27 protein-coding genes and 1 tRNA gene are annotated in these 26415 nt (G+C 35.3%); 20 read left to right on the top strand and 8 right to left on the bottom strand.

Going from position 1 to position 26415, the window contains the following annotated elements; genetic code table 11:
- Positions 1 to 428 precede the first annotated feature (428 nt).
- The 3 genes from DEU40_RS02115 to tilS all read right to left on the bottom strand — a co-directional run bounded on the left by DEU40_RS02115 (position 429) and on the right by tilS (position 3354).
- On the bottom strand, positions 429 to 1370 hold the full coding sequence (locus tag DEU40_RS02115; RefSeq protein WP_181397923.1) for a redoxin domain-containing protein: 942 nt from the start codon (positions 1368 to 1370) through the stop codon (positions 429 to 431).
- Positions 1371 to 1468: 98 nt separating this feature from the next.
- On the bottom strand, positions 1469 to 2029 hold the full coding sequence (locus DEU40_RS02110) for an RNA polymerase sigma factor (RefSeq protein WP_110008299.1): 561 nt from the start codon (positions 2027 to 2029) through the stop codon (positions 1469 to 1471).
- Complete coding sequence (tilS, locus tag DEU40_RS02105; protein WP_110008298.1) at positions 2002 to 3354, bottom strand: tRNA lysidine(34) synthetase TilS; 1353 nt, start codon at positions 3352 to 3354, stop codon at positions 2002 to 2004. Before tilS ends, DEU40_RS02110 begins: the two co-directional genes overlap by 28 nt.
- A gap of 87 nt (positions 3355 to 3441) precedes the next feature.
- Between tilS and DEU40_RS02100 the strand changes: the two genes are divergently transcribed.
- The 7 genes from DEU40_RS02100 to DEU40_RS02075 all read left to right on the top strand — a co-directional run bounded on the left by DEU40_RS02100 (position 3442) and on the right by DEU40_RS02075 (position 8676).
- Positions 3442 to 4275 carry an OmpA family protein gene (locus DEU40_RS02100; RefSeq protein WP_047435593.1) on the top strand — a complete coding sequence of 278 codons (834 nt, stop codon included), beginning with the start codon at positions 3442 to 3444 and terminating at the stop codon, positions 4273 to 4275.
- A gap of 601 nt (positions 4276 to 4876) precedes the next feature.
- Positions 4877 to 5032 carry a CCPGW family putative bacteriocin gene (locus tag DEU40_RS22825; protein WP_407936191.1) on the top strand — a complete coding sequence of 52 codons (156 nt, stop codon included), beginning with the start codon at positions 4877 to 4879 and terminating at the stop codon, positions 5030 to 5032.
- A 119-nt stretch (positions 5033 to 5151) separates the two neighbouring features.
- The gene (locus DEU40_RS02095) at positions 5152 to 5799 is read left to right on the top strand and encodes an O-methyltransferase (protein WP_110008297.1); all 648 of its coding nucleotides are present in this window, start codon (positions 5152 to 5154) and stop codon (positions 5797 to 5799) included.
- An 85-nt stretch (positions 5800 to 5884) separates the two neighbouring features.
- Positions 5885 to 6601, top strand: coding sequence for a C40 family peptidase (locus tag DEU40_RS02090; protein ID WP_110008296.1), 717 nt, complete (start codon positions 5885 to 5887; stop codon positions 6599 to 6601).
- Between the two features lie 22 nt (positions 6602 to 6623).
- The gene (locus DEU40_RS02085) at positions 6624 to 7091 is read left to right on the top strand and encodes a DUF1648 domain-containing protein (RefSeq protein WP_110008295.1); all 468 of its coding nucleotides are present in this window, start codon (positions 6624 to 6626) and stop codon (positions 7089 to 7091) included.
- Positions 7088 to 7432: a cupin domain-containing protein gene (locus DEU40_RS02080; RefSeq protein WP_110008294.1), complete on the top strand. Its 345-nt coding sequence runs from the start codon at positions 7088 to 7090 to the stop codon at positions 7430 to 7432. Before DEU40_RS02085 ends, DEU40_RS02080 begins: the two co-directional genes overlap by 4 nt.
- A gap of 5 nt (positions 7433 to 7437) precedes the next feature.
- Positions 7438 to 8676, top strand: coding sequence for a 3-deoxy-D-manno-octulosonic acid transferase (locus DEU40_RS02075; RefSeq protein ID WP_110008293.1), 1239 nt, complete (start codon positions 7438 to 7440; stop codon positions 8674 to 8676).
- Here the strand turns inward: DEU40_RS02075 and DEU40_RS02070 are convergent.
- The 3 genes from DEU40_RS02070 to DEU40_RS02060 are packed head-to-tail and all read right to left on the bottom strand — an operon-like array spanning position 8668 to position 11103.
- Positions 8668 to 9294 carry a deoxyuridine 5'-triphosphate nucleotidohydrolase gene (locus tag DEU40_RS02070; RefSeq protein WP_110008292.1) on the bottom strand — a complete coding sequence of 209 codons (627 nt, stop codon included), beginning with the start codon at positions 9292 to 9294 and terminating at the stop codon, positions 8668 to 8670. The genes DEU40_RS02075 and DEU40_RS02070 overlap by 9 nt on opposite strands.
- The gene (locus DEU40_RS02065) at positions 9294 to 10049 is read right to left on the bottom strand and encodes a glycosyltransferase family 2 protein (protein WP_110008291.1); all 756 of its coding nucleotides are present in this window, start codon (positions 10047 to 10049) and stop codon (positions 9294 to 9296) included. Before DEU40_RS02065 ends, DEU40_RS02070 begins: the two co-directional genes overlap by 1 nt.
- A gap of 22 nt (positions 10050 to 10071) precedes the next feature.
- A complete protein-coding gene (locus DEU40_RS02060) occupies positions 10072 to 11103 on the bottom strand; it encodes an acyltransferase family protein (protein ID WP_171006308.1) in 1032 nt (343 codons plus the stop codon).
- Positions 11104 to 11248: 145 nt separating this feature from the next.
- Between DEU40_RS02060 and DEU40_RS02055 the strand changes: the two genes are divergently transcribed.
- From DEU40_RS02055 to DEU40_RS02000, 12 genes are all read left to right on the top strand, one after another.
- Positions 11249 to 11725: a lipocalin family protein gene (locus tag DEU40_RS02055; protein WP_110008289.1), complete on the top strand. Its 477-nt coding sequence runs from the start codon at positions 11249 to 11251 to the stop codon at positions 11723 to 11725.
- A 173-nt stretch (positions 11726 to 11898) separates the two neighbouring features.
- The gene (gene leuS, locus DEU40_RS02050; protein ID WP_110008288.1) at positions 11899 to 14712 is read left to right on the top strand and encodes a leucine--tRNA ligase; all 2814 of its coding nucleotides are present in this window, start codon (positions 11899 to 11901) and stop codon (positions 14710 to 14712) included.
- 240 nt (positions 14713 to 14952) lie between these two features.
- Positions 14953 to 15816 carry a MotA/TolQ/ExbB proton channel family protein gene (locus DEU40_RS02045; RefSeq protein WP_076594929.1) on the top strand — a complete coding sequence of 288 codons (864 nt, stop codon included), beginning with the start codon at positions 14953 to 14955 and terminating at the stop codon, positions 15814 to 15816.
- A 61-nt stretch (positions 15817 to 15877) separates the two neighbouring features.
- Complete coding sequence (locus tag DEU40_RS02040; RefSeq protein WP_047435560.1) at positions 15878 to 16486, top strand: ExbD/TolR family protein; 609 nt, start codon at positions 15878 to 15880, stop codon at positions 16484 to 16486.
- Positions 16487 to 16497: 11 nt separating this feature from the next.
- Entirely contained in the window at positions 16498 to 17067 is a 570-nt protein-coding gene (locus DEU40_RS02035; RefSeq protein ID WP_110008287.1) for an ExbD/TolR family protein, read from the top strand.
- 29 nt (positions 17068 to 17096) lie between these two features.
- Complete coding sequence (locus tag DEU40_RS02030; RefSeq protein ID WP_062675757.1) at positions 17097 to 17939, top strand: energy transducer TonB; 843 nt, start codon at positions 17097 to 17099, stop codon at positions 17937 to 17939.
- Positions 17940 to 18014: 75 nt separating this feature from the next.
- Positions 18015 to 18212 (top strand): DUF308 domain-containing protein, encoded by a 198-nt coding sequence (locus tag DEU40_RS02025; RefSeq protein ID WP_171006307.1) that lies wholly within the window; start codon positions 18015 to 18017, stop codon positions 18210 to 18212.
- A complete protein-coding gene (locus DEU40_RS02020; protein ID WP_110008286.1) occupies positions 18202 to 19074 on the top strand; it encodes a PstS family phosphate ABC transporter substrate-binding protein in 873 nt (290 codons plus the stop codon). Before DEU40_RS02025 ends, DEU40_RS02020 begins: the two co-directional genes overlap by 11 nt.
- A gap of 91 nt (positions 19075 to 19165) precedes the next feature.
- Positions 19166 to 20818: a tetratricopeptide repeat protein gene (locus tag DEU40_RS02015; protein ID WP_110008285.1), complete on the top strand. Its 1653-nt coding sequence runs from the start codon at positions 19166 to 19168 to the stop codon at positions 20816 to 20818.
- A gap of 82 nt (positions 20819 to 20900) precedes the next feature.
- Complete coding sequence (gene bshB1 / locus DEU40_RS02010) at positions 20901 to 21620, top strand: bacillithiol biosynthesis deacetylase BshB1 (RefSeq protein ID WP_062675760.1); 720 nt, start codon at positions 20901 to 20903, stop codon at positions 21618 to 21620.
- Between the two features lie 35 nt (positions 21621 to 21655).
- A tRNA-His gene (locus tag DEU40_RS02005) sits at positions 21656 to 21731 on the top strand.
- 259 nt (positions 21732 to 21990) lie between these two features.
- Positions 21991 to 23193, top strand: a complete 1203-nt coding sequence (locus tag DEU40_RS02000) for a hypothetical protein (RefSeq protein ID WP_110008284.1) — start codon at positions 21991 to 21993, stop codon at positions 23191 to 23193.
- Between the two features lie 128 nt (positions 23194 to 23321).
- Here DEU40_RS02000 and DEU40_RS01995 read toward each other — a convergent pair whose 3' ends face one another.
- Together DEU40_RS01995 and DEU40_RS01990 are read right to left on the bottom strand one after the other, a co-directional pair.
- A complete protein-coding gene (locus DEU40_RS01995) occupies positions 23322 to 23657 on the bottom strand; it encodes a DUF3276 family protein (RefSeq protein WP_027375472.1) in 336 nt (111 codons plus the stop codon).
- 99 nt (positions 23658 to 23756) lie between these two features.
- Positions 23757 to 25418 (bottom strand): ABC transporter ATP-binding protein, encoded by a 1662-nt coding sequence (locus DEU40_RS01990; protein ID WP_110008283.1) that lies wholly within the window; start codon positions 25416 to 25418, stop codon positions 23757 to 23759.
- Positions 25419 to 25509: 91 nt separating this feature from the next.
- On the opposite strand from DEU40_RS01990, the gene DEU40_RS01985 reads away from it, so the two are divergent.
- Positions 25510 to 26415, top strand: coding sequence for a transcription antitermination protein NusB (locus DEU40_RS01985; RefSeq protein WP_110008282.1), 906 nt, complete (start codon positions 25510 to 25512; stop codon positions 26413 to 26415).

Below are 26415 nucleotides of genomic sequence, written 5' to 3'. Positions count from 1 at the left end.
TGGTGAATTTAAACTTTACAGGATTTTTTATCTGCGCATTAATTCCTGTCGCTAAAAATAGTAGAATTAATAAAAACCAGTTTCTAAATTTCATTGTTCATTTCATTAAAGTTTTGAGACTCCATTTCGTTTTCTCATTCTTTGCATATCTTCTGTTTTCCCTGAAGGATAGCTGTCAAATACAGTATTTTTCCTGATGAGTGCGTGTCCGGATTTTTTGCCTCGCTAAAATAGATAATTTTTCGTCCCTAAAAAATTTAGAAACTTTCTTTTTTTAAGCCTGATGCCTAAAAATATTTCGTCTTCTGCCTTTATCACCATAGCGCTATCACTTATTTCATCATTTAAAGTGATTATTGATTTTGTCAATTTTTCCAAAGTGGTATTATGATGATGATCGTTTGTCCTGATAACAGTTTTTGGATCAATCAATTCAGGTTTTTTACAATATCTTCTAGGGATGCTCTCTTTTTATAGTCTGTATCAAAATGTCTCCATGTAATTTCTTTCCCCTCATTAAGGATGAAGGTTGCCGATACAGGAAGTCTTCCGGAATGATCTGATCTGCTGTCGGCAAAATCCTCCTTTAATTTTGAATTATATAAATTAAGAGTTTCACTGTCAGGAGTATAAAGGACGTCAAATGCTTCTGCTATTTTATAGCCTTCATCATATAAAACGGTATAATCGGTCTTTGTTTTACTGATTGTCTTTTCGATAAATTCCGGTTTTTCAGGAGAAATAATAATGAGTTTTGCATTTTTCGACTTCAGTTCAGGAGCCAGATTCTGTAATGTTTTAATATATTTGTTACAATAAGGGCACCATTGTCCGCGAATAAAAACGACCACCAGTTTTTTGTTTTCTTCTGATGAAGAAAATGTATTTCCCAAATGATCTTTCGCACTGAAATTACCTATCTTATCTCCAATCATTTTTCCCTTTACCTGATCTAAAGTTTTACCGGACTGAGGCATTTTTTTTTCAATAACAGCTGCTCCTACGCCTAAAAACTGTTCAGCATTATAATAGCCGAAATCATATTGAACCAGTTTTCCCTTCGGATCCAGGAATAAAAAAGAAGGGTAGTTGACTACTTTAAATTCTTTGGCCAGGCTCAGGCCTTCTTTTTCTGCGTCTATGGCAAGGTTTACAAAATTTTTGTTGAACATTTCTCCGACTCTGGAATCTGTGAAAGTGTTTTTTGCCATGAGTTTGCATGGACCACACCAGGTAGTGAACAGATCAATGAAGATCAGTTTATTTTCTTTTGTTGCGATTTTTTTCGCGGCTTCCAAATCAATTTTTTGAAAACTGATGCCTGTGCTTTGTGCATGTAATGAAATTCCTATTGCTATAAGAAAACTCAAAACGATTTTTTTGAACATATATTTCTTTTCTTATTAGGTTCCCTGATTTATGAAAAAATCACCCACAGATTAAATTATTTTTTTTAATGATTTGATTGTCAGATAGAAAAAATGCTATTATTTTTAATCCTTTTGATCTGCTCTACACATTTGTATTTTTGATTCTGAGCATTATGCCTGCTTGAATACTGATATTTATTCTGAATTTCCTCTATACTTTTGTTTTCAATAAAAATGTCATGAATCAGATTCTGACAATGGGAAGAGATCGATTTGATATAACCAACCAGTTTTTCCCAGTAATATCTTTCATTTTCAATGGCCGTACCTATTTCCTCCCGATGTTCCATGAAATAGTTTTCAGGAGACTCAACATAAAAGTTTCTGTTTTTTAGTTTTTTAAACCACAGATTTTTTACAATTCCGATAATATAATTTCCGAGACAGGTCTGAACTTTAAATTCGTCAGCATTCAACTTTTCGTAAAGAATGAGCAGTGCATCCTGGAAGATATCTTCTGCATCTTCAAGATTTCCTTTATTTTTGAGAATGAATTTCTGGGTATAACCAAAATACTGTTGGTATAAAATTCCAAAAGCTATATTGCTGTCTTTCTTAAAATCATCAACAGCTAACGAATTAGTTGTTTTTCTGTCCACTTTACAGTTATCTTTTTTTGAGTAGTACTGTCTGCCTGAAATCTGCGATCCTGTCTGAGAGGGATAACTCCCAGGATATGGTTTCCGGAGTCACATAATAACCAGGTCTTTTCCTTAATCAAAGGAGATAGTTTTTCGTCTCTGAAAAATTTAGAAACTTTCTTTTTTCCTGGAAACGCTGTCGGATAAAATTCATCTCCATCCTGCTGTTTCCTCAAAAGAAGTGGAAACTGAAGCTTTTCAGCATCGAAATCCCATTCAAATCCTTTATTGATTCCGGAAATGTTTTCAATATCATCTACGAGATTGATGCTCATCTGGTTTTCAGAAAAATCAAAGTGTTCAATCAATACTATTTCTTCCGTAGTTTCCTTTTTTCCACTTTTATCAATAAAGATCAGTTCATCCCGGTTGACAATCAACTGATATTCCTTTGAAAAAAAAGAACTGTTATTTCCGGCTTTAAAAATTTTCGGAATTTCTTCCTCCTGATTGAATCCGTATTTCTTTAATATTTCAAATTTTACAAAGTCGCTTTCACTATCCAGCTTTCCCTTTGATAAGATTTTATAGTTTGGGTTAAATATGGTCAGACGATTTTCTATTTCCTGAATCTGTTGTTGTACAAACTCTTTGGTTTGATTCAGGTATAAAGAACTTTTTCTGAAGTTCTCCAGAAAGTGATCGTTGGTCTCCATCAGCATCGGAACAATCTCATTCCTGATCTTATTCCTCAGATAATCACTTTTTTTATTAGAAAGGTCTTCGCGGAATTCAATAGTATTCTGCTCAGCAAACTGATAAATTTCTTTTTTTGAAACATTTAAAAGGGGACGAAGGATGTTATTATCATTCGATGGAATTCCGCTCAATCCATTAATACCTGCAGCTTTGGAAAGATTAATAATGAAAGTTTCCAGCTGGTCATTAAGATGATGGGCGGTAACAAGAAATTCCAGCTTTTCTTTTTCCCTGATTTCGTTAAAAAAACGGTATCGCAGTTCCCTGGCCCAAAGCTGGATTGAATTTTCAGGCTTCTGGTCTTTTTCTGAAACTTCATACAAATGAAATTTTATATGATTTTTCTCACAAAAATCCTGCACTGTTTTCTGATCCAGATCCGAATCATTTCCCCGAAGTTTATAATTGATATGAGCTACCTGAAACTGAAACCCGGCATCTTGAATTTCCTGCCTGAAATCCCTGAACAATGAGGCCAGAACCATAGAATCTGCTCCTCCGCTTACCGCTAAAAGATAGGTGTGATTTTCCGGCTCGTGAACGAGATTTTTTAACTGACTGATAAAGGCTGATTTATTCAACATATATGTTGAGAATTTCTTTTATGCAAAGATAACCGATATAATTCAATTGAATTTTCCTAACTTTGAGTAGTCTAAAAATGATTATTTATGAAGATTTTAAAAATTTTAGCAGTTTCTGCAATGGCGCTGGGGATGACATCTTGTGTCAGCAAAAAGCAGTATGATGCTTTGAGCACAAACTATAAGCAGTGTATTGAAAATATTGGGGAAAGACAAAGAGAAATTCAGGATTTGAAATCTCAGAACTCTGCATTGGCAGGGGAAAATAACTTATTGAAAAGCCAGCATGATGCTTTAAAATCATCACTTGATGCATGTTTGTCGAACACAGGAAAAAGTTCTGCTAACATTGATAAACTGGTAGGAGAAATCAATGCTTCCAATTCTTATATCAAGCAATTGATCTCCAGTAATGCCAAGAACGACAGTCTGAACCTTGCATTGTCTAATAAGCTGAAGAGATCTTTGGATAATGTATCTGATGAAGATGTACAGGTAAAAGTATTGAAAGGAGTGGTTATGATCTCTCTTTCAGATAAAATGTTATACAAAACCGGAGATTACAATATCTTGCCGGCAGCTCAGGAAGTGTTAGGTAAAGTAGCAAAAGTAATCAACGATTACGATAAATACTCTGTATTGATCGAAGGTAACACGGATAACGCTCCGTTGAACTCTCCAAATCTTCCAAGAGACAACTGGGATCTTTCTGCATTAAGAGGTACTTCAGTTGCTAAAGTTCTTCAGACTCAGTTTGGAGTAGATCCGGCAAGAATTACTGCTGGCGGACGTTCTGAATACAACCCGAAAGCGACTAACATGAGCGTTTCAGGAAGATCAGAAAACAGAAGAACGGAAATCATCATTATGCCTAAACTTGATGAGTTTATGAAACTGATGGATATCGCTCCTAAGAAATAATAACTACACCTTATATCATCACAAATCCCGAAGTAATTCGGGATTTTTTTATGGTGTGTTAATCTGTTTCGGAATATAATTTGTCGATTTTTTTGAAGAAAAGATTGTCTTTATTTTTGGAATGAATTCGACCGTTTAAAACAAAAATAAATCCCGAAGGTGGCCGGGATCTATTCTTAATCAAATTAATTCTTCCTTTTTCAGGAGTGAAATAATTCGTTGCAAAAATGAAGTGGATATTTCTTTCTTACTTTTTGCTGCAGAAGAATCAGTTCTACTTTTCAGTACAACTTTAGTGTGATTCTCATGGTTAGTTTGTGTCTCTCCTGCAATCATCATGTTTTCTCTTAGTGTTTTTACCCCTTATTCTTACTGCAAACTTATAACTAATACCACAAAAATACCATCCGTGTTTTCACGGTATTTTATATGGGGTTTTTACTGGGATACATATTTTTTTACATTTAATAAGCGATTTTAACGTATATAATTAGCTGATTAATAAAAGAATATGTATATTTAAATCTCCATATAAGGAAATAATAACAGAGGTATCCGAAAATCTTAAAGAGTAGGAAATTAATACTAAACTAAAATTATTATGAAAAATTCAAAAAAACTTTCAAGAGGAGAAATGAAAACTGTACAGGGTGCTATTAACGGGTGTAATCCACAGATATTTTGTACCAGCCTGCAAACAAAGTGTTGCCCGGGATGGGTTTGTGCCGGTATAAGAGAATACTGTATAGCAATATAATAAACTTTTAAAATATACAGATGTATGTAAGAGAGATTAATTTCTCTCTTTTTTTGTATCTTCTTCCTGAATTAAAAAAGTAGCTTTAAAATCCTTAAATTTGTTTAAATTAAAATGGTATGAGTTTTTTTGAAGAAAAGAATCCTGAAATGGACAGATATTTGGAGGCGCACGCTTCTTCGGAATCCGAAATTCTGAAAAAGCTGAGAAGAGAGACGTATCAGAAAACAACACAGCCTCATATGATTTCCGGATATCAGCAGGGAAGACTGCTGACGATCATATCCCAGATACTGCAGCCGAAAAATATTCTTGAAATAGGAACATTTACCGGATATGCTACGCTATGTCTTGCATCAGGATTGGCAAAAGACGGAAAAATCACCACATTGGATGTGAATGAAGATCTTGCCTATCTTCCTAAAAAATATTTTGAATCCAGCGAATATGCCAGCCAGATCGATTTTAAACTTCAGGATGCCAAGGAATATTTAAAAGGAACAGATGAATTTTTTGATCTGATTTTTGTAGACGCTGATAAGGAAAACTATGCCGAATATTTCAGATTGATTAAACCTCATACAAAATCCGGAACAGTGGTGTTATTTGACAATGTATTATGGTATGGGAAAGTGCTGGAAGAAAATCCGAAACTGAAATCTACCCAGTCGATCCAGGAATTAAATGATTTGGCAGCAAAAGACGAAGATTTTGAAAATCTTATTTTACCTTTGCGTGATGGAGTGAACTTTCTTCGCAGAAAGTAACTGAAATATTCAAGGATTAAACATTTAAAGAAATACAACATTGTATTTTAATCTTTAAATTATTCAATCTTTAAATTGAAAATTAATGAATAAAGGAGTTTGTATTGTTACAGTAGCGCCGGTTCGTGCAGAAAATTCTGACAGAGCTGAAATTGTTACGGAAATATTGTTTGGAGAAAGTGCGGATATTCTGGAAGTGGATAAAAACTGGACCAAAATAAAAATGCATTATGATGGCTATGAAGGATGGATGGATACCAAACAGCTGAAGCCTGTAACAGACGAAGAGCTGGCCAAAAGAAAAGTGACCGTCGTTACCGAAGATTTTTCTTCCGTATTAATGAATGATGGAAAAACTTTGCTTTCTATGGGTTCAGAAGTGGAATTTCCGGTGGTAGCTTCAAGAAGAAGTCATGATGTGCGCGAAAGCATCGCTCTGACGGCAAAAGAGTTCCTGAACGTGCCTTATCTGTGGGGAGGCAAAAGCTTTTTTGCAGTAGACTGTTCCGGATTTACCCAGTTGGTTTATAAAATTCACAATATAAAAATACCCAGAGATGCCTCACAGCAGGCTGAGGTAGGAGAACCGCTTACTTTCGTGGAAGAAACACAGCCTGGTGATCTTGCTTTTTTTGAAAACGCAGAAGGAAAGATTATCCATGTAGGAATTATGCTGGAGAATCAGAAGATCATTCATGCTTCCGGAAAAGTAAGAATAGACACGCTGGATTCCACCGGAATCTTCAATAAAGAAATGAATAAGCATACTCATAAACTGAGAGTGTTGAAAAGTGTAATTTAATCCTCATTCAATATCATCTGAAATGGAAAATATTCTTTTTACAATTTTTGATATTTTAAATTTTGGATGGGTCGCTTTTTTATGGGGATTTACCCTGAAAAACTATAACACGTTGCCAGAGAGAATTCCCGTCCATTTTGATATGGAAGGAAAAGCGGATGGATTTGGAGGGAAAATGTATGCTTTTCTGATGCCTGTACTGGCGCTGGGATTGTATGCTGTATTCACTTATGGCACCAGACATCCCGAAGACACTAATTTTCCGGTAGAAATTACAGACCAGAACACGAATGCTCAGTTTTTAATTATGAAAATCGGACTGAGAATTCTTTTTGTTGTACTGGCAATGGTTTTTCTGAACCTTCAGGACTATATGTTCAGATATGCTGTTGATGATAAAGCTAAACCCAGAATTTCAATTGCTACTATCTTTTTATCAGTTGTTTTATTTACTCCTGCATTACTCTTTATTGCTTATCTGTTTAAATGATACATTCTAAAAATAATTCAGAACATTATACATGGGGGAACCAATGTGACAGCTGGATCCTTAAAAATACCCGGGACTTATCCGTAAAGCAGGAGAAGATGCCTGCAGCAACTTCGGAGAAACTGCACTTTCATAAAGTGGCAGAACAGTTTTTCTATATTTTGAAAGGAGAAGCCGTATTTTACATCAACGAAAGGAAATTCCTGGTTAGCCAGGGAGAATCTATTTCAATTGAGCCGGGAGCAAAACATTTTATCTCCAATGAATCCAATGAAGAAATTGAGTTTTTGGTCATATCCAATCCTCCTACGGATCATGACAGAATTGAAATTAAAGAATAAGTAAAATGGCTTTTTTATATAATATTTTCATCAGTCTCCTTACCTTCGGAATGAAGGCTTTCGCGTTGATTAATGATAAAACTAAAAAAGGCGTTGAAGGGAGAAGGCAGTCTTTGGGTAAAGTAAAATCTGAATTCTCAAAAACTGATAAAGTCATCTGGATGCATGCGGCAAGTCTGGGTGAATATGAGCAGGGATTACCTGTTCTGGAGAAGCTCCAGGAGAATTTTCCTCAGCACAAAGTTCTGGTGACGTTCTTTTCTCCGTCAGGATATGAAAATGTGGTTAAGAAGAAACACATTGCTGACGTTGTCTGTTATTTACCTTTCGACAATAAGAAGGCTGTAAAAGAATTTACAGATCAATTTAATACTGAACTATTTTTTACGGTTAAATACGATTATTGGTACAACCTCCTTGCTGAGCTGAAAAGTAAAGGGACAAAAATTTATGTTATTTCGGCGCTATTCTATGAAAGGCAATCTTTCTTTACTTCCTACGGAAAATGGTTTGTAAAACAGCTTCAGAAAAATGTGGATTGGTTTTTTCATCAGACTCAGTTTTCATTGGCCTTGGCGAAAAGTATAGGACTGGTAAAGTCTTCCGTAACGGGAGATACAAGATTTGACAGAGTAAAACAGCTGCGGGAAAGAAATAATCATGTAGATTTCATTGCAGACTTTATTGGTGAAAATAAAGCAATAGTCTTTGGAAGTTCATGGCATGCGGAAGAGAAAATAGCAGAAATGGTTTCACGTAAAAATAATACGGTAAAACTTATTATCGCACCCCACGATCTGAAAAGAGTAGAGCATTTGAAAAATATGTTCCCGGATGCCTTATTGTACAGTGAAATAGAAAATACCTGGTCTTCAACTTTCAATGCTTCGATTCTAATTATAGACAGCATTGGTTTATTATCAAAATTATATTCTTATGCAGATGTAGCTGTTGTGGGAGGAGGATTTCATGATGCCGGACTTCACAATATTCTGGAAGCCGCTACTTTTGGTGTTCCAGTGATCTTTGGGAATCATTACAAAAAGAATCCGGAAGCTGACGACCTGATCTCTGCCAATGGAGGGAAATCTTTCTCTGATGAGTATACGGCCTCAGAATTTATCTTATTTCTAACGAATGAAGATAACAAAGAAGAACTTACTGAAATGTCTCAAAATGCTGAAAAATTTGTAGATGGGAAGCCAGACTCTACGAGAATGATTCTTCAGAAAATTCTATCGTAAAAATCCCTGGCTTTTAATCTCTTTCATGATCTGATCAATGTTTTCAGGAATTCTGTCGCATTCAAACCAGTTGAAGTCAAGACCATTATTGATGCATAGCTTTTGGAGATAATGATTCTCTAAAACTTTATTCAGGGTATCACGAAGGTATTCATCAATTTCCATCCAGTAATCTTCATCCAGCTTTTTTATGAGGACCAAAGATTTGAAGATTTTGTTGATGATGTAAATATAAAGTTTGTAAACATTATCAAACCTTTGTCTGCTGAGATCACCATTATTTTCCAATACCTTGTTCACGAGAAGAAGATTCAGGGAAACCTCTCCGAATTTATCGGTCGTGATTTTTACATGCTCCGTGATTTCAGCACTTATTTTGCGCACAGTAGACAGGAAATATTTGGCATTTCCCACGTATTTTGATGCAAGAAGAACCTGTTCCTCCACATGTTCTTCCATGGCATTTCTTTTATCATCTGTAGTTTCCGGATCTATCAGTTCAAAGTAGAGCTTTTTTGACAATAATTTATCCTTTCTCAGGAGTCTGAAAATAAGTTTGTCCTTCTCCGTTCCGGAAAAAGCACTCAGCGCAGCTTTGAACTCTTTTGAATATTCCATTAATTAAAAATTTTCGAATATTTCAGGAATCCGTTTACGGCCCAGTTAGCCGTATAATACAATGATTTTACTGTTGAGAATCCCATGAAATCTTTATAGACAAGATACTGATCTTTGATGATATTTTTTTTATTTCTTGAAACGCTGTTTTCACGCATTCTGTATTTTGCCAGTGTCTTTTGTACAGGAATTCCTTCCGGAATCACTTTTAAAAGATTCAGCCACATGACGTGATCTTCACGTTTACTTTTTACGGGGAACAAAAATTTTCCAACCCTTTTCGTGTCGTACATTGTGGAAACCGGGGCAAGGCGGCATGTCTTCAGCAGATTGGAGAAGGTAACCACTTTGTCCGCCAGAAAATCTTTCAGTATAGGCTGAAGCTGTTCATTACATCTTGAATAGTTACAATATACCAGTTCTGCATTGTGTTCCTGCATATAATCTGTCATTGTTTCCAGATATTCTGGATACCAGTAGTCATCAGAATCCAGAAAAGCAATATATCTTCCCTGAGCTCTTTCCAGACTGTTGTTTCTTGCATTTCCCGCGCCGCCATTTTTCTCCAGTACCTGCAGTTTTATTCTGGGATCATTATATTTTCTGATGATTTCAACAGTATTATCTTTAGAAAGGTCATCCGTAATCAGCCACTCCCAGTTTTCGTAGGTTTGGTTAAGAACAGACTGTATGGTTTCCTCGATAAATTCTGCAGAATTATAACAGGGAGTAATGATGGAGACAAGATCTTTCATTTGTGTTTTTTAAACTGATAAATTATAAAAATCTTTTTTCATAAAGATGCCATGAGCTTACACCTACCGCAATAACCACCAACATACATACCAAAGCCATTACAAATGGATTGTAATCTTCAAACAATCCTAAAGTCTGAAAAGTTCTGATAATAGGAAAGTGGAAAATATAGATTCCGTAGGTGAAATCACCATATTTTCCAAAATTATTTAAGAATTTGAATGAATAGGCAATGTACATTACGATAACCCCGATCATCATTGGAGAAAAAAGCTGAACTTTTAAAAATAAGTCAATCCACACAGTAACGAATGCAATGATGAAAATGAGATTTTTATGCTGGATGAATTTATCAAAATTAAAGTAAATCAACATTCCAGGGATAAAATAGGATAATGTTCCAGGGAGCTGTTTGGCAATCGAAATTTTATTTAAAGATTCAAAATAATTGAGATAAATAAGTGATAAGAAGTATAGAATAACCAAACTTACATTTCTGTATTTATTGTTTTTCCCGAAAAGCAAAAACAACAGAGGAACCGCAAAATAGTAGCACATTTCTATTTTCAGTGTCCATAGGGCACCATTCACTGCTTGATTTCCAAAAACTCCGGGAAGCCAGGGTGCTTTAAAATTTAAAAATAATGAATTCCAAAATAGGTATTTATAAACTTGTGTATTGCTGAAATATTCAATGAAGGAATAGGTACTTACCAGACTTAATAAAATTGCACATAAAAAAATAACCAATAAGTAGGCGGGAACAATTCTTCTGATTCTCTTTTTTAAATAGCTTTTCAGGCTTGAAGACCTTTCATAGCTCCTTGCAATAAGAAATCCGCTCACCGCAAAAAAGCCGAAAACTGCAATTTCTATAGGGCTGTGCTCAAAAATCTTGAGGTCAGGAGAAGCGCTGAGTGTGCCAAGATGTCCCAAAAAGACAATAAAGGCAAGGAGAACACGTATAAAATCAAAATTGTTTCTCGTAATATCCTGCATTTGTATTTTGTTTCCTGCAAAAATAACTTTTTTAATAGAATGAACGATGCTCATGTATTCATTATTTGTTAAATAAAGGGAAAATGAGGTGTCACTATTTTTAAATATATATAAATAATCGTCGATGAAATAATTTTTCATAAAAAATAGTAATATAAATCAAAAAAATTATAATTTTAGCGCTTGAAAAAATTGATCTATGAAGAAATTAGCATTACTATTTGCAGGTTTATCTTTGTTTGCTGCCGCTACAGGCTGCAGCAGTGACGACGATACTGTTCTGGAAGCTCCTCTTGTTGGGACATGGCAACCGTTAAAAGAAGTAGTTACCACTGTGGAAGTTGGTGAAGACCCGGTTTCTAACACGATTACTTATACAGACTGTCAGAAACAGACAAGATGGTGGTTCAGCGCTGACTCCAAAGGAGGGAAAACGAACTGGGGAGATACTGCTACACCAGGTCAGTGTGCTATTCTTTCAGATATAAAATTCAATTACACTTATAATAAGGAAGGGAAAGATGTTCAGATGAAAATTCAGGGAATCGTAGAACCGCAGAATGCAAAGGTGATTACTTTGGATGCAACAACGCTCAATCTTGCGGTAAGAGAGGAGACTCAGGATCCTACTATATTCCAGACAAGAACATATACCTTCAAAAGAGTTACTCAATAATAGTATATACTTCAGGATATAAAACAGATCTCATCTCCGGATGGGATTTTTTTGTTGAGGGTAGAATTTGTAATTCATCATAATTTCAATTTCTATTTACTTTAAAATCATTAATTTTGTGAATCTTGACAAAAAGAAAAAATAATCAGTCTAACATATAACATATATATCAAGTGTTTTACGATCATCAGCAGATAGAAAAAAAGTGGCAGAAATACTGGGAGGAAAATCAAACCTATAAAACCTCTAATAACACAGACAAACCTAAGTTTTATGTACTCGATATGTTTCCGTACCCATCAGGAGCAGGACTTCACGTAGGTCACCCGCTGGGATATATTGCATCGGATATCTATGCGAGATACAAAAGACATCAGGGGTTTAATGTACTCCACCCGGTAGGATATGACAGCTTTGGACTTCCTGCTGAACAGTATGCTATTCAGACAGGACAGCATCCTGCTATTACTACAGAACAAAATATCAACAGATATGAAGAGCAGCTGAGAAATATCGGTTTCTCATTCGACTGGAGCAGGGAAGTAAGAACTTCAGATGCTTCTTATTATAAATGGACACAATGGATTTTTATCCAGTTGTATCATTCCTGGTATAATAAAAATACAGATAAGGCGGAGCCTATTGATTCTTTAATTCAGCATTTTGAAGAAAAAGGAACAGAAGGACTAAATGCCAATCAGAATGATGAATTAAATTTCACTGCAGAAGAATGGAAGAATGCTTCCGATATTGATAAAGAAGATATCCTTTTAAACTACCGTCTTGCCTACAGAGCAGAAACCACTGTAAACTGGTGCCCTGCATTAGGAACTGTATTGGCCAACGATGAAGTAAAGGATGGAAAATCCGAAAGAGGAGGATTCCCGGTTTTCCAGAAGAAAATGATGCAGTGGAGTATGAGAATTTCCGCATATTCTGAAAGATTATTACAGGGATTAAACACTCTGGACTGGCCGCAGCCGTTGAAAGATTCCCAGGAGTACTGGATTGGGAAATCTCAGGGAGCACAGGTTCAGTTCAAAGTAGAAGGACATGACGAAACTGTTGAGGTTTTTACAACAAGACCTGATACGATCTTTGGAGCGACCTTTATGGTACTGGCTCCGGAAAATCCTTTAGTGGAAACGATTACTACAGATGCTCAAAAAGTAGAAGTAGATACTTATATTGAAGAAACTTCCAAGAAAACGGAGAGAGACAGAATGTCTGACGTGAAAAACGTGAGCGGAGCTTTCACAGGAAGTTATGCAATCAATCCTTTCAGCAATGAAAAAATGCCGATCTATATTTCAGACTATGTGTTGATGGGATATGGAACAGGAGCTGTGATGGCAGTTCCGGCACATGATGAGCGTGACCATAGATTCGCTAAGAAATTTAATCTTGAAATCAAGAAAGTTGTAGAAACTGAAGAGGATGTTCAGGAGAAATCTTTTGATTCCAAAGATTCTGTTTGTGTAAACTCTGATTTCTTAAACGGATTACACTATAATGAAGCGAAAGCAAAAATGATTTCCGAGATCGAAACGAAAGGAATCGGTCATGGAACAACCAACTACAGACAGCGTGATGCTATTTTCTCAAGACAACGTTATTGGGGAGAACCTGTTCCTATATATTATAAGGATGGAATGCCTTACACGCTGCCAACTTCTGCTTTACCGTTGGAACTTCCTGAAGTTGAAAAATACTTACCTACAGAAGATGGAGATCCGCCGCTAGGAAATGCAAAAGAATTTGCATGGGACGAAGCTAACCAGAAGGTAGTAGCTACAGATCTTATTGATGACAAAACTATTTTCCCGTTAGAATTATCTACAATGCCAGGTTGGGCAGGAAGCTCATGGTACTTCCTTAGATATATGGATCCTAATGATGAAGAAACTTTTGTTAAAAAAGAGTTAGCAGATTATTGGGGACAGGTAGACTTGTATATAGGAGGAAGCGAACATGCAACCGGTCACTTATTGTATTCCCGTTTCTGGAACATGTTCTTAAAAGACAGAGGCTATATCAGCCATGATGAGCCATTTCAGAAATTGATCAACCAGGGGATGATCTTAGGGATGAGTGCATTTGTGTACAGAATTGACGGAACGAATCAGTATGTATCTAAAAATTTAGCTAAAGATTACCAGACTCAGCAGATTCACGTAGATGTATCCTTATTAAAGGGAACTTCGGATGAATTGGATACTGAAGCCTTCAAAGCATGGAGACCGGATTATGCAGATGCAGAATTTATTCTGGAAGACGGAAAATACATCACAGACCGTGAAGTAGAAAAAATGTCCAAGTCAAAATATAATGTAGTCAATCCTGATGATATCTGTGAAGAGTACGGAGCAGACGGATTAAGATTATATGAAATGTTCTTAGGACCGTTAGAACAATCCAAGCCTTGGAATACTCAAGGATTAAGCGGAGTATATGGTTTCCTTAAAAAATTCTGGAACCTGTATTTCAACGGAGACGTATTTGAAGTTTCAGACGAAGAACCTACAAAAGCGGAATACAAAGTTTTACATACCTTAATAAAGAAGGTAGTATATGATATTGAAAACTTCTCTTTCAATACTTCAGTATCATCCTTTATGATTGCTGTAAACGAGCTTCAGAAAATAAAATGCAACAAGCGCAATATTTTAGAACCGCTTGCCGTTATCATTTCTCCGTATGCTCCTCACATCTGTGAAGAATTGTGGAGTCTACTAGGACACGGTACATCGATAGAATTTGAAAGATTCCCGGCATTGAATGAGGATTATCTGGTTGAAGATGAAATTGAGTATCCGGTAAGCGTAAATGGTAAAATGAAGTTCAAAATTTCACTTTCAGCTCAATTATCTGCCAAGGAAGTGGAAGATTTGGTGATTTCGAACGAGAAAATGCAACAGATTTTGGAAGGTAAAACCCCTAAAAAAATCATTGTAGTCCCTCACCGTATTGTGAATATCGTAATTTAAAAAAAAATTAACATTGGGAAATTAAAAAAAATGGGTGTCTTATTTTTTTGATTTTTTAATTCAAATGTTAAATTTGGAAAAAATAAATAAAATAATTTAAAATAATTATTATTTCGAAATCGTATTAAAATTTCTTTATCAAAAAAAAGCAAAATGTTTAATTAAGACTCTTGCATTTTAATTAATTTTGCCTTTAATTTACACCCTGTAAAATTTTAAAACAATATAATTTAGTTAAATATGGAAATGAATGTTTCAAAAAATGATGAGCAAGTAGTTGCTAGAAAGGCAGGAGGTTTAAATCCAGCTGTTATTATTCCTATTCTATTTGCTATAGGAGTATGTATTTATTTATTCGTTCTTGGTAGCCCAGGAAACTTTAAAGATGCAGATAAACTAGGAAGTGGTTCTGTAGCTTTTTCAAGTGTTGAAGGAAAAGACATTCACCCAGAATCGTTTTTAGGTATTATCTACAAAGGAGGGGTTATCGTACCAATCTTGATTACTTTCATGATTACTGTAATCGTTTTCTCTTTTGAAAGATATTTCGTTCTTGGTAAAGCAGCTGGAAAAGGAAACTTAGACAACTTTGTTGTACAGGTAAGAAGCTTACTAAACCAAAACAAAATCGACGAAGCTATCGAAGAGTGCGACAGACAACAAGGTTCTGTTGGTAACGTGGTAAAAGAAGGTCTTACTACTTACAAAGCACTTTCTCACGATACTACATTAAATAAAGAGCAGAAAATGGTAGCGCTTAACAAAGCTATCGAAGAAGCTACTACTCTTGAGATGCCAATGCTTGAGAAAAACATGATGATCCTTTCTACTTTAGGTACTGTTGCAACGTTAGTAGCACTACTTGGAACGGTAATCGGGATGATCAAGGCGTTCTTCGCATTAGGTTCAGGAGGTGGTACTCCAGATGCAGCTGCTCTATCTACTGGTATCTCTGAAGCCTTGATTAACACAGCTTTAGGTATTGGTACTTCAGCAATCGCTATTATCCTTTATAACTTCTTTACATCTAAAATTGACGGATTAACTTACAAGATCGATGAGATCTCTATGAGTATCCAACAGTCTTTCGCTGAATTCAACTAAGAATTAGCAAGATATTTGCATTAGCAATTAAAAGAAGTTTAATTAAAAATATTTTATAATAATGGCGAGAGTCAAACCAAAAAGACATGGAGTAATTACGGACATGACTGCAATGTGTGACGTTGCGTTCCTACTCCTTACGTTCTTTATCTTGACCACTCAGTTTAAAAAACCTGACGTGGAGCAGATCAAACCGCCATCTTCAATTTCGGAAAAATTGCTTCCTGATGCTAGTTTAATGACTATCAACGCTACTCCGGACGGAAAATTCTATTTCCAGCCAGTAGAAAATGCATCAGAAAGACTTGCACTTTTGGATAAAATGGGACAAAAGTATGGTATTACTTTTGACAACAACCAAAAAGCAGCTTTCCAGAAAATTCAGGCAATTGGAGTTCCAATGAACCAACTTAAAGGGTATTTGGATTTGCCTGCAGATGAGCAGAAAAATTATAAGAGTCCTACAGGTATTCCTATGGACAGTACAAATAAACAATTAATTGATTGGGTAAAAGAAAGTTTGAGCGTTAACCCTGACTACAAGTTAGCTATTAAAGGTGACGTTACAACTGAGTATCCTAAAGTTAAAAGTCTATTTGAGGGTTTAAGAGATATTGATTTTCTTAAATTTTGGTTGATTACATCACAAGAAGGTAAACCTAACGAATAATATCGATAGAAATGGCAGAAGTACAAGTACAAGAGAAAGGCGGCAAGGGCGGCAAGGTCCGTTCCAAGAAGCAAAGTACCAGAGTCGATATGACTCCGATGGTGGACTTGGGTTTTCTATTGATTACCTTCTTTATGTTCACAACTACGTTCAGTAAACCGAACGTTATGGATTTGGGTCTTCCGGCTAAACCGAAAGATGAAACAAAAAAACCACCTCCAACAGAAATTAAACTTTCTAACTCAATTTCTATCTTATTAGGAAAAAATAATAGAGTTTTCTGGCACCAGCAGGATGCTACATCCTTGAATGACCAGACTCTTATGGAAACTACTCTTGATAGAGAAGGAATTAGAAAAGTAATTCAGCAGGCAAAATCTAGAGCTGCAGATCAAACGAAATTTACCGTGATCATTAAGCCAACTGACGATGCTGTATATAAGAACTTTGTTGATATTCTTGATGAAATGGCAATTACCAAAAGTGAGCAGTACGGGGTTACTGATATCAAACCTTGGGAAAAAGCTATTTATGAGAAAAAAGTAGGAGGTGCTGCTGCACCGGCTGCTGCTACAAAGTAATTTAACCATAAAATTGTTATATCTAATCTATGGCAGATGAAAATGTATACGGTCAGAATCTTACTTTAGACGAGATCGTATTTGAAAATAGAAACAAGGAATATGGTGCCTATGATCTTAGACATCAGTATCCGAGACTTTTAACCAAGTCTTTTATTATCGGAACAGCATTATTCCTTTTGGCAGCTTTGTCTCCGTTCATCTATCTTACGATTAAAAATCTTACAGCTCCGCCTAAGCAGGAAGTGAAGGCAGATCTTGTAGATATTATCGAAGAAGATCCGATTATCGAGCAGCCTAAAGAAGAAGAACCACCTCCACCACCTCCACCTCCAAAAGAAGAGGAGAAAATTGAGGTAATTCAGAACGTAGTTCCTGAGCCTGTAAAAGCTCCGAAAATTGAAACTCCACCGCCGCCGATTTCTAAGCAGTTGGAAACAACAACTGGTTTACAGAATCAGGAGGGGGTAAAAGCTCCGGCTTATACACCACCACCGCCACCACCATCTACAGGTACTAAAGCTAGTACAGTAGAAGTGAAAGCGAACAACCCTAACGAGATCTATAAAGATGTTGACCAGTCTGCAGAATATCCTGGAGGTATGGGAGCATTGAGAAAGTTCCTGGGTGATAACTTTGATACTTCTTTGATGGAAGGAGGTGAAGGAACACTTAAAGCGAAGCTTAAGTTCGTTGTAGAAAAAGACGGTACTGTTTCGAATGTTACTATTGAAGAAAAATCTCCAAACGGCGACTTCAACAGTGAAGCGATGCGTGTAGTTAAGAAACTTAAAAAATGGACTCCTGCGAAGAGAAACGGTGAGAGCGTTAGATCTTACTATAGCGTACCATTTACGATGAACTTTGAATAAGACTTATTTATTCAAAATATAAATAAAAAGAGAGGCTTATGCTTCTCTTTTTATTTTTTTTGGTATTTTTGTTACATGATGTTCAATTGGTTATCCCTGGTTACGGGATTGTTTTATATCGTTTTAGGAATTGTAGTGATTGTCTACAAATTCTTCTTTACTATTTTAGAGCCTGCTGTTGCTTATGCATTGGGAGTGGTGCTCATTATCTATGGTATTTTCAGAATTTACAGGGCGATCTCAAGAATTAAAAAATCGAGAAATGAAGAATAGTTTCAAGCTTGCAGTAATTTTTGTACTGAGCATAATGCTTGCAAGCTGCAAAAAGGAGAAAAACGCTCCTTCCTATCACAAAGGTGATCTTACCATTTTTACCGACGAATCTTTTCAAAGCGTCACAGAAGCATTAGCCGAAGGCTATATGATCAACTATCCTGAAACACATATCAAAGTAGAAACCAAGAAAGAAGACTTAGGACTTCTTGATCTTTTGAAAGGAAGTGCTAAAGTGGTGGTGATGTCCAGAAATCTTAATCCTGAAGAAATTAAAACATATGAGGAAAGAACAGATCTGAAGTTCCTTCCTGCTAAATTTGCTGCGGATGCAGTGGTTTTTGTAGTTCCTAAAGATTCTCCGAAAGAAAGTATTTCAATGGAAGAAATCAGCAGCGGTCTGATGTCTGATAAAAAAGAATTTATTTTTGATGGAACCAATTCCAGTAACCTGAACTTTGTTGCCGAGAAATTAAAAAAACAGCCAAAAGATCTGAAATTTTCCATTATTCCGGGAAATCAGAAGATTATAGAGGAATTGGGAAAATATCCTGATAAAATTGGCGTTATCGGATTGAATACTTTCAGCCGTCCTTATGATAAAACTTCAGAAAAACTAAGAGACATGGTGAAGGTACTTCCTGTAGTAGAGAAAGGGAAATCGTATACTGCAGATTTTGATGGACTTCGCACGATGGAATACCCGTTTACCAGAGTTCTTTATTTCCTGATTAATGAAGGTAACTTTAACATTGCCAATGGCTTTATAAGATTTTCATGTACCCATTTAGGACAGAAAATTGTACAGAAAGAAGGCTTACAACCTTATAACATTTATAAGAGAGAAGTTCAGATGCGTTAAAAAATATTAAATTCACAATTTGTCCTTATTAAAAATTTTGATTTGGTCTGAAAATTGTGTATAATAAAACTCAATTATTAGAAAATATAAAATGAAAGATATAATGAATATGAATGTAAAGAAGATTGCTTTTGGAGCAGCCGTGGTATTTTTTACCGGTTTTGCCTCTGCACAAACACTGCAGGATGGTATCAACAGTATAGACAGTGATAAATTTGCGCAGGCGAAAACAAACTTCACTGACATGATCGCTAAAGAGCCTACAGCTGAAAACTACTTCTATTTGGGAAATACTTTCTTAAGACAAGGAGAACCGGATTATGCTAAGGCAACTGAAAACTTTAATAAAGGATTAGCTGCAGACGGTAAAAGCTATCTGAACAAAATTGGTTTAGCTGCTGTTAAATTAGGTAAAGGCGATAAAAATGCTGTTGCTGAAATTCAAAAAGTAGTTGCTGATTCAAGAGAAAAAGATGCTGAAGTTCTTTTCAGAGCAGCAGAAGCTTTAACTTTATTCGAGAAAAACAGTTCACCGGACCTGGCAATCCAGTTTTTGACTAAAGCTATTGAGAAAGCTGAGAAAAAAGGTGTTCCTGCACATTATTATTATACATTAGGAGATGCTTACAGATTGAAAAGATCTCCGGGAGAAGCCATGTCTGCTTACGACAAGGCGTTACCTGTAGCAAAAAATAAAGCTTCAGTTTACACGAGAATGGCTACTTTATGGATGGCTGCTCAAGTGTGGCAAAAAGCGAAAGAAAGCGTTGATAAAGCAATTGCTGTAGATCCTACATACGCTCCTGCGTACAAAGCATTGGCTGGTTACGATATCAGATACCAGCAAAATGCAAAGGCTACTCAAGATCTTATCAACTATACAAAATATGCTGATGAAGATCCATATACCCAGTTAGAAATTGCAAAACTATATTTCACGAATGAAGATTATGCAAATTCTAAAATGGTATTAGATAAGATTTTTGATAAAATTGATGATCCTATCAAATTCAAATTGAGAGCTTATAATGCATATGCAGATAGAAATTATGCAGACGCCAAGCAAAATATGGATACTTTCGTTTCTCAGGCAGAGAAAACAAGAGTATTGCCTGCAGACCAAGGTTTACAGGGACTTATTGCTGCTGGTTTAGCAAAAGATGAAAAAGATGCTGCTAAAAAATCTGCTTTAATGGCTGAAGCTCAGCAAAAAGTAGGTATTGCAAAAGCTGCTAAGGATGAAACAATGAAGTGGGATCTTGAATTGGCAAACATCGCAGGTGGTGGAGGAGCTTCTCAGGCAGAAGCTGATAAAGGACCTACTAATCCTGAAATTGAAGCATTGAAACAGAAAGTTGCTGCCAACAGCCAGGATTCTGATTCATTATTTAAGTTAGCAACAGCTTACCAGGATGTGAAAAACTGGAATGGAGCAATTCTTACATGGCAAAAAATGTCAGCACTTCTTCCTGATTGGGCTCCGGCTTATTACAGCCAGGGATATTCTTACCAGCAGGCAGGAAACAATGAAGCAGCAAAATTGGCTTATGAGAAATTCATCAGCACAGTAAAACCTGCTGATCAGGAAGCTAACAAACAGACCCTTGCTTATGCTTACTTCGCGGTAGCATACATGAGCAAAGATTCTGATATAGCAAAAGCAAAAGATTATGTAGCTAAGTCTTTACAGCTAGACCCTACTTATCAGGATGCTGTAAAATTAAATGCAGAAATCAACAAGTAATTTAAAATTTAAATTATAGATATTAAAACTTCCCATGCGTAATGTTTGGGAAGTTTTTATTTTAAATCCTATCTTTGAGTTTATGAAAACTGATATACTTGCTTTTGGTGCACATCCTGACGATGTAGAACTTGGATGTGGCGGAACTATTGCTAAAATGGTTTCTGAAGGAAAAAAATGCGTTGTTGTAGATCTTACCAGGGGAGAGCTTGGAACAAGAGGTACAGATGAAACCAGAAAGACTGAAGCAGCAGATGCAGCCAAAATCCTTGGGCTTTCCGCAAGAGAGAATCTTGGAATGAAAGATGGATTTTTAGTAAATTCCGAAGAATATCAAATGAGGATTGTAAAAATGATTCGCAAATACAGGCCAGAAATCGTCTTGGCTAATGCAATTGATGATAGACACCCGGATCATGCAAAAGGAGCGAAATTAGTATCGGATGCGTGCTTTTTGTCCGGACTGAGAAAAATTGAAACCGTACTGGAAGGTGAATCTCAGGAAGTGTGGAGGCCAAAACATATTTTTCATTATATTCAGTGGAAAGATATTAAACCGGAATTTGTTATTGACATTTCAGAGTATCTGCCTAAAAAACTGGAAGCTTGTATGGCGTACAAAACTCAGTTTTATGACCCAACTTCTAAAGAACCTGAGACTCCCATTACCACAAAAGACTTCTATGAAAGTTTAACGTACCGCGCACAGGATTTAGGGCGGTTATCGGGAGTTGCTTATGCTGAGGGCTTTACGTCTGAAAGATTAATTTCTTTGAAAAATTTTGATGGAATTGTTTGGTAGTTGAGGAAATTGTCCTATATTTGCACTCAGAAAACGGTGATTGTAGCTCAGTTGGTTAGAGCGTCGGATTGTGGTTCCGAAGGTCGTGGGTTCGAGACCCATCATTCACCCAAAGAAAGTACACTTTTTGAAAGTGTACTTTTTTATTTTGTACCATTTCAGTATCCTCTGAAGGTTTCTTTTTTTACTTTTTTTCTCCGAAATTTTTCATGTGTTATGTTTATAATCTTGAGTCAACGTATAAAAATGGTTTTCTTTTAATCCTTTAAAATAAATTTCTGGATTGATGATTGAAACTTTTATATTTGTTTTACCAGAATTAAGAGAAGATAATTCTCTTTAAAATGACCTCAAAATCAAAGCTACTACTATGAAAAGAATTGTTATAATCCTTACTGTGCTATTTACTCTAAAATCTTATGCTCAATCTTACTATAAAGAATTATTTGATAGTAAAGGATATGATGTATCAATAGGTTATTCAGAAAGTGCTGATCAACTTGAATTTTCATGGGGTGTTTCTGCTCATATGGAAGCATTGGTACTGATGTATGAAAAAACGAAAGAAAAAAAGTATGCTGAAACCTTAATAAAGTTTATGGGAAATGTACTAGATAGGAGAGATGATCTCAGAAGTCAGGTAAAAGGCTTAAATAAGATTTATGATTACAGGAAAGTTTCTGGAGCAGCTTGGTCAACTAATCATTACAATATTATTACTGATGAAGGAGAGCCTTATTCACATTTAGTCCATAGTGCTAATATTGTTTATCCAATGGCTAAATTTGCGGCAATAGTTAAGCTTAATAAGTCTACTCAACGGTTAATTTCGAATTCCGGAGGCCGTTACGGTAACCAAACTTATATTCAGATTGCAGAAAATATTCTTCAAAAAGTAAAAGAAACTCTTGATTATCATAAAGGACAATGGCATACTGAATCTAAAAGTATAGGTTATTATAAGGAATGGGAGAGTAGTAATTCTCCGTTGGCGCATCCAGGAGTAATTTTACCTCTTAATATGCAAAGTGCTGCTGGAAGGGTTCTGATCCAAATGTACAGAGCAACTTCTCAGTTCTCTTATCTTGCACAGGCATATCAAATAGCAAATTTTATAAAATCAAATACATTCTATAATAATGAATTGCAGTCTAATAAATGGAGTTATTGGAAAAAAAATGACTTGCCTGAGGATGTTTCTCATGCGGGTTTGACAATAAGTTTTCCATATGAATGCTATAAATACAAAATATTATATAATAAAAAGTCTATTTATTCGTACTCAGACATCCAAAGATATATTAACACTTTTACGAAAGATCTTGTAAAATCTACTTTTTTAATGAATGGTAATATAAATGATAATACTCAATATTGGGATCTTAGATCTAATACTAAAGTTGGAAGTCTCACATATGACAGTTATATTTGCACTAGATGGTTGTGTTTATCAGAATATGACAAAGGATTATATTCATTGATTGTTGAAATACAAAAAAATAAAAATTATTATACGAAATTATCTACAACTGACCCTTTAACAATAGCACTTTTTGCTTTTAATGAGATTTAATCCGATTTATTACATAAGTTTTTTACCAAAGAAGCCACTTTTCTTTGCTTTTTCTAATTAAGTAACATTGTTTTTACCACATAAAAAAAGCATCTTTTTCAGATGCTTGTGTTTTTAGATATTCTTTTTTAAACTTCGTCGTCAGAATCAATTGTAAAAGATCTGCTTTTGAAGTCTTTGTCATGTTTTTCTGAAATTACATCCTCACCCTTTTCATTAATGATGAAATCTGTGGACTCATTAAACATCTCCTGGAAACTTTTAAAATCTTCCTTGTAAAGGTAAATTTTATGCTTCTCGAATGTAGCTTCCCCATTCTCTCCGAAATTCTTCTTACTCTCAGTGATTGTAAGATAATAATCTCCTGCTTTCGTCTCGCGCACATCAAAGAAATAAGTTCTTCTCCCTGCTTTTAACACCTTCGTGAAAATCTCATTTTCATGGCGTTCCTTGTATTCACTCATTGTTAGATATTTTTTAATCTTGTTAAGAACAAATATAAAAGAATTCTTTTAATCACAAAATTTTTTTTATGATTTATTTAACAATTGAGAATGAAATGGCTAAGCGGTTACAGAATTGGCAATTTCAGTAAGGTTGATAATTTGATGGGCTTTTTGAGCGCTAGACTCTCTGTGTGTGATAATTATGGAAGTGGCATTGCTGATTTTTCTATCAATATTTTCCAGAATATTCTGTTCAGTTTCTGTGTCTAAAGCAGACAAAGAATCGTCAAAAATGATAATATTGGGGTCCTTAATTAAGGCTCTTGCGATACAAATTCTCTGCTTTTGTCCCCCCGAAAGCATTACTCCGCGTTCACCAACAAGTGTTTTATATTGATCTTTAAACTCTACAATATTCTTATGAACATCTGCAATTTTTGAGTATTCTACTACTTTCTCGTGAGAAGGATGATCAATGGCAAAACCAATATTATTTTCAATAGAATCAGAAAATAAGTAACTTTCCTGAGGGATATACCCGATAAAGTTTCTGTAGTTCTCCAGATTATGATCCTTCAGGTTTTTGCCATCAATTAAAATTTCCCCTTCTGTGGGATCTATTAATCGGCATAACAGCAAGGCAATTGTTGATTTTCCACTACCGGTTTTACCCATAATAGCCAATGACTCTCCGGCTTTTACTTTAAAGCTTAAATTATCCAGTGCCTTGATTCCCGTATTCGGATATACATAAGAAACGTTTCTGAATTCAATATCTCCTTTGATAGGATAGTTTTCAAAATTGGTATTAATGATCTCCGATTTCTTATCCATGAATTCATTGATCCTCTGCATAGATGCTTCAGCTCTCTGATTCACAGATGTTACCCATCCTACCATAGAGAATGGGAAAATCAGGGTGTTGATATACATGAAGAAATCAGCAATCTTACCAATACTTAATTCACCGGCAATATATTTAGCACCTCCAATCCAGATGATGGCTACGTTTAATAAACCGATAACGAAAAGAATAATGGTGAAGAAATACGCTTCTGTCTTGGCCAGATCCAAGGCTTTGTTTTGATAATCAGTAACTTTGATGCCATAGTTTTTTTCGATATATTTTTCTCTGGCGAAAAATTTTACCACACGGATTCCGGAAAAGCTGTCCTGTACAAAAGTTGAAATCGCAGACTGGCTTTTCTGCATGATTTTTGACTTTTTATTGATGATTGAGCTTACCTTATAAATAGCATACGATAAAATAGGAAGAGGAAGTAAAGTCCACATCGTCATGGAAGCATCTGTTTTTACCATGTAGATCGCCGTTATCAATACTAAGACAATCAGATTGGCTACATACATCACCCCGGGACCAAGATACATTCTTACTGCAACAACATCTTCGCTCAATCTGTTCATTAAGTCTCCGATAGTCGTCTGTTTATAATCCGTTAAAGATAAATCCTGATAATGTCTGTAGATTTTATTTTTAAGTTCATATTCTATTCTTCTTGACGCAACAATAATAGTCTGTCTCATCATAAAAGTGAAGAATCCGGTTAAAAGAGAACATCCTACAATAATTCCAACATAGATTAAAACCTGCTGGTTGAAGCCGAGATTCCCATTTTTTGTAAGTTCATCAACAGATTTTCCTACAAACTGAACCTTATATATATTAAAGAAATTACTGGCAATGATAAAGAGTACCCCCCAAAACAATAGTATTTTGTGTTTCCAAAAATAAGGGTTTAAGGTTTTTAGCGCTTTCATATAGTTTGACAAAATTACAAAAATGTCATCACACTGCGAATTTCATCAATTTTAAATTTTGTATCTTTGCAGCCATAAAAAAGCTCTTTGAATGTTAGGAAGACGACAAATCCGTGAAAAAGTAGTACAGACCGTGTATTCTTACTACCAAAATCCTGTAAAATTTGATGTTTTAGAGAAAAACATGTTTGCCGGGATAGAGAAAATCTATTATCTATACATCTATCAGCTCAACTTTTTGGTGGGTCTGAAAGATTTGGCAGAGAATCAGATCGAAATTGGTAAGAATAAATTTCTTAAAACTGATGCTGATATTAATCCTAACCAAAAATTCATCAACAACCAGGTATTGCGTAAACTGGAAGAAAATCCTGAAAGATTATTTTTTACAGGTCAGCACAAGCAATTGAAATGGGATATGCATGATGACTTATTGGTAAAAACTTTCCAGAGAATTACTGCTGGAAAACGTTATCAGGATTTCATGAAAGAAGAAGGATATTCTTTTGAAGAAGATCAGAAATTTATTGGGAAATTATTCTTAAGATATATTGCTGAGAATGAAGATTTTCATGATTATTTAGGTGATAAGGAACTTTCATGGTATGATGATATCCATATCGCCAATTCAATGGTACAAAAAACAATCGGTTTCCTGAGAGAAGATGAAGAAAGCAGAACTTTGATCAAAATGATTAAAGATGAAGAAGATAAAACATTTGCTGCAAAATTGTTGAGAGATACCCTGAATAACTGGGAGAACAATGAAAAGAAGCTGGAAGAAAGACTCGAAAACTGGGATCTGGAAAGAGTTTCTCTTATGGATAAAGTAATTTTATCTACAGCCATTGCAGAGCTTGATAACTTTGCTTTCACACCTTCAAGAGTGATCATTAATGAATATATTGAAATTGCAAAAGTATTTGCTACAGACCGTTCCAATATCTTCATCAATGGTATTTTAGATAAATATTGTAAAGATCAAAATAGAATATAA

The organism is Chryseobacterium sp. AG844, assembly GCF_003182335.1.
Taxonomy (GTDB): domain Bacteria; phylum Bacteroidota; class Bacteroidia; order Flavobacteriales; family Weeksellaceae; genus Chryseobacterium; species Chryseobacterium cupriresistens.
This window is presented reverse-complemented; position numbering and strand designations above follow the sequence as displayed.

Excerpts from the sequence above, each read along its gene's own strand:
- DEU40_RS02030 (WP_062675757.1), top strand. The coding sequence starts at position 17,097 with ATGGCAGATGAAAATGTATACGGTCAGAATCTTACTTTAGACGAGATC.
- DEU40_RS02095 (WP_110008297.1), top strand. The coding sequence starts at position 5,152 with ATGAGTTTTTTTGAAGAAAAGAATCCTGAAATGGACAGATATTTGGAG.
- DEU40_RS01995 (WP_027375472.1), bottom strand. The coding sequence starts at position 23,657 with ATGAGTGAATACAAGGAACGCCATGAAAATGAGATTTTCACGAAGGTG.
- DEU40_RS02000 (WP_110008284.1), top strand. The coding sequence starts at position 21,991 with ATGAAAAGAATTGTTATAATCCTTACTGTGCTATTTACTCTAAAATCT.
- DEU40_RS02065 (WP_110008291.1), bottom strand. The coding sequence starts at position 10,049 with ATGAAAGATCTTGTCTCCATCATTACTCCCTGTTATAATTCTGCAGAA.
- DEU40_RS02045 (WP_076594929.1), top strand. The coding sequence starts at position 14,953 with ATGGAAATGAATGTTTCAAAAAATGATGAGCAAGTAGTTGCTAGAAAG.
- DEU40_RS22825 (WP_407936191.1), top strand. The coding sequence starts at position 4,877 with ATGAAAAATTCAAAAAAACTTTCAAGAGGAGAAATGAAAACTGTACAG.
- bshB1 (WP_062675760.1), top strand. The coding sequence starts at position 20,901 with ATGAAAACTGATATACTTGCTTTTGGTGCACATCCTGACGATGTAGAA.
- DEU40_RS02035 (WP_110008287.1), top strand. The coding sequence starts at position 16,498 with ATGGCAGAAGTACAAGTACAAGAGAAAGGCGGCAAGGGCGGCAAGGTC.
- DEU40_RS01990 (WP_110008283.1), bottom strand. The coding sequence starts at position 25,418 with ATGAAAGCGCTAAAAACCTTAAACCCTTATTTTTGGAAACACAAAATA.
- DEU40_RS02025 (WP_171006307.1), top strand. The coding sequence starts at position 18,015 with ATGATGTTCAATTGGTTATCCCTGGTTACGGGATTGTTTTATATCGTT.
- DEU40_RS02080 (WP_110008294.1), top strand. The coding sequence starts at position 7,088 with ATGATACATTCTAAAAATAATTCAGAACATTATACATGGGGGAACCAA.
- DEU40_RS02015 (WP_110008285.1), top strand. The coding sequence starts at position 19,166 with ATGAAAGATATAATGAATATGAATGTAAAGAAGATTGCTTTTGGAGCA.
- DEU40_RS02055 (WP_110008289.1), top strand. The coding sequence starts at position 11,249 with ATGAAGAAATTAGCATTACTATTTGCAGGTTTATCTTTGTTTGCTGCC.
- DEU40_RS02075 (WP_110008293.1), top strand. The coding sequence starts at position 7,438 with ATGGCTTTTTTATATAATATTTTCATCAGTCTCCTTACCTTCGGAATG.
- DEU40_RS02070 (WP_110008292.1), bottom strand. The coding sequence starts at position 9,294 with ATGGAATATTCAAAAGAGTTCAAAGCTGCGCTGAGTGCTTTTTCCGGA.
- DEU40_RS02085 (WP_110008295.1), top strand. The coding sequence starts at position 6,624 with ATGGAAAATATTCTTTTTACAATTTTTGATATTTTAAATTTTGGATGG.
- tilS (WP_110008298.1), bottom strand. The coding sequence starts at position 3,354 with ATGTTGAATAAATCAGCCTTTATCAGTCAGTTAAAAAATCTCGTTCAC.
- DEU40_RS01985 (WP_110008282.1), top strand. The coding sequence starts at position 25,510 with ATGTTAGGAAGACGACAAATCCGTGAAAAAGTAGTACAGACCGTGTAT.
- DEU40_RS02020 (WP_110008286.1), top strand. The coding sequence starts at position 18,202 with ATGAAGAATAGTTTCAAGCTTGCAGTAATTTTTGTACTGAGCATAATG.
- DEU40_RS02040 (WP_047435560.1), top strand. The coding sequence starts at position 15,878 with ATGGCGAGAGTCAAACCAAAAAGACATGGAGTAATTACGGACATGACT.
- DEU40_RS02090 (WP_110008296.1), top strand. The coding sequence starts at position 5,885 with ATGAATAAAGGAGTTTGTATTGTTACAGTAGCGCCGGTTCGTGCAGAA.
- DEU40_RS02100 (WP_047435593.1), top strand. The coding sequence starts at position 3,442 with ATGAAGATTTTAAAAATTTTAGCAGTTTCTGCAATGGCGCTGGGGATG.
- DEU40_RS02060 (WP_171006308.1), bottom strand. The coding sequence starts at position 11,103 with ATGAGCATCGTTCATTCTATTAAAAAAGTTATTTTTGCAGGAAACAAA.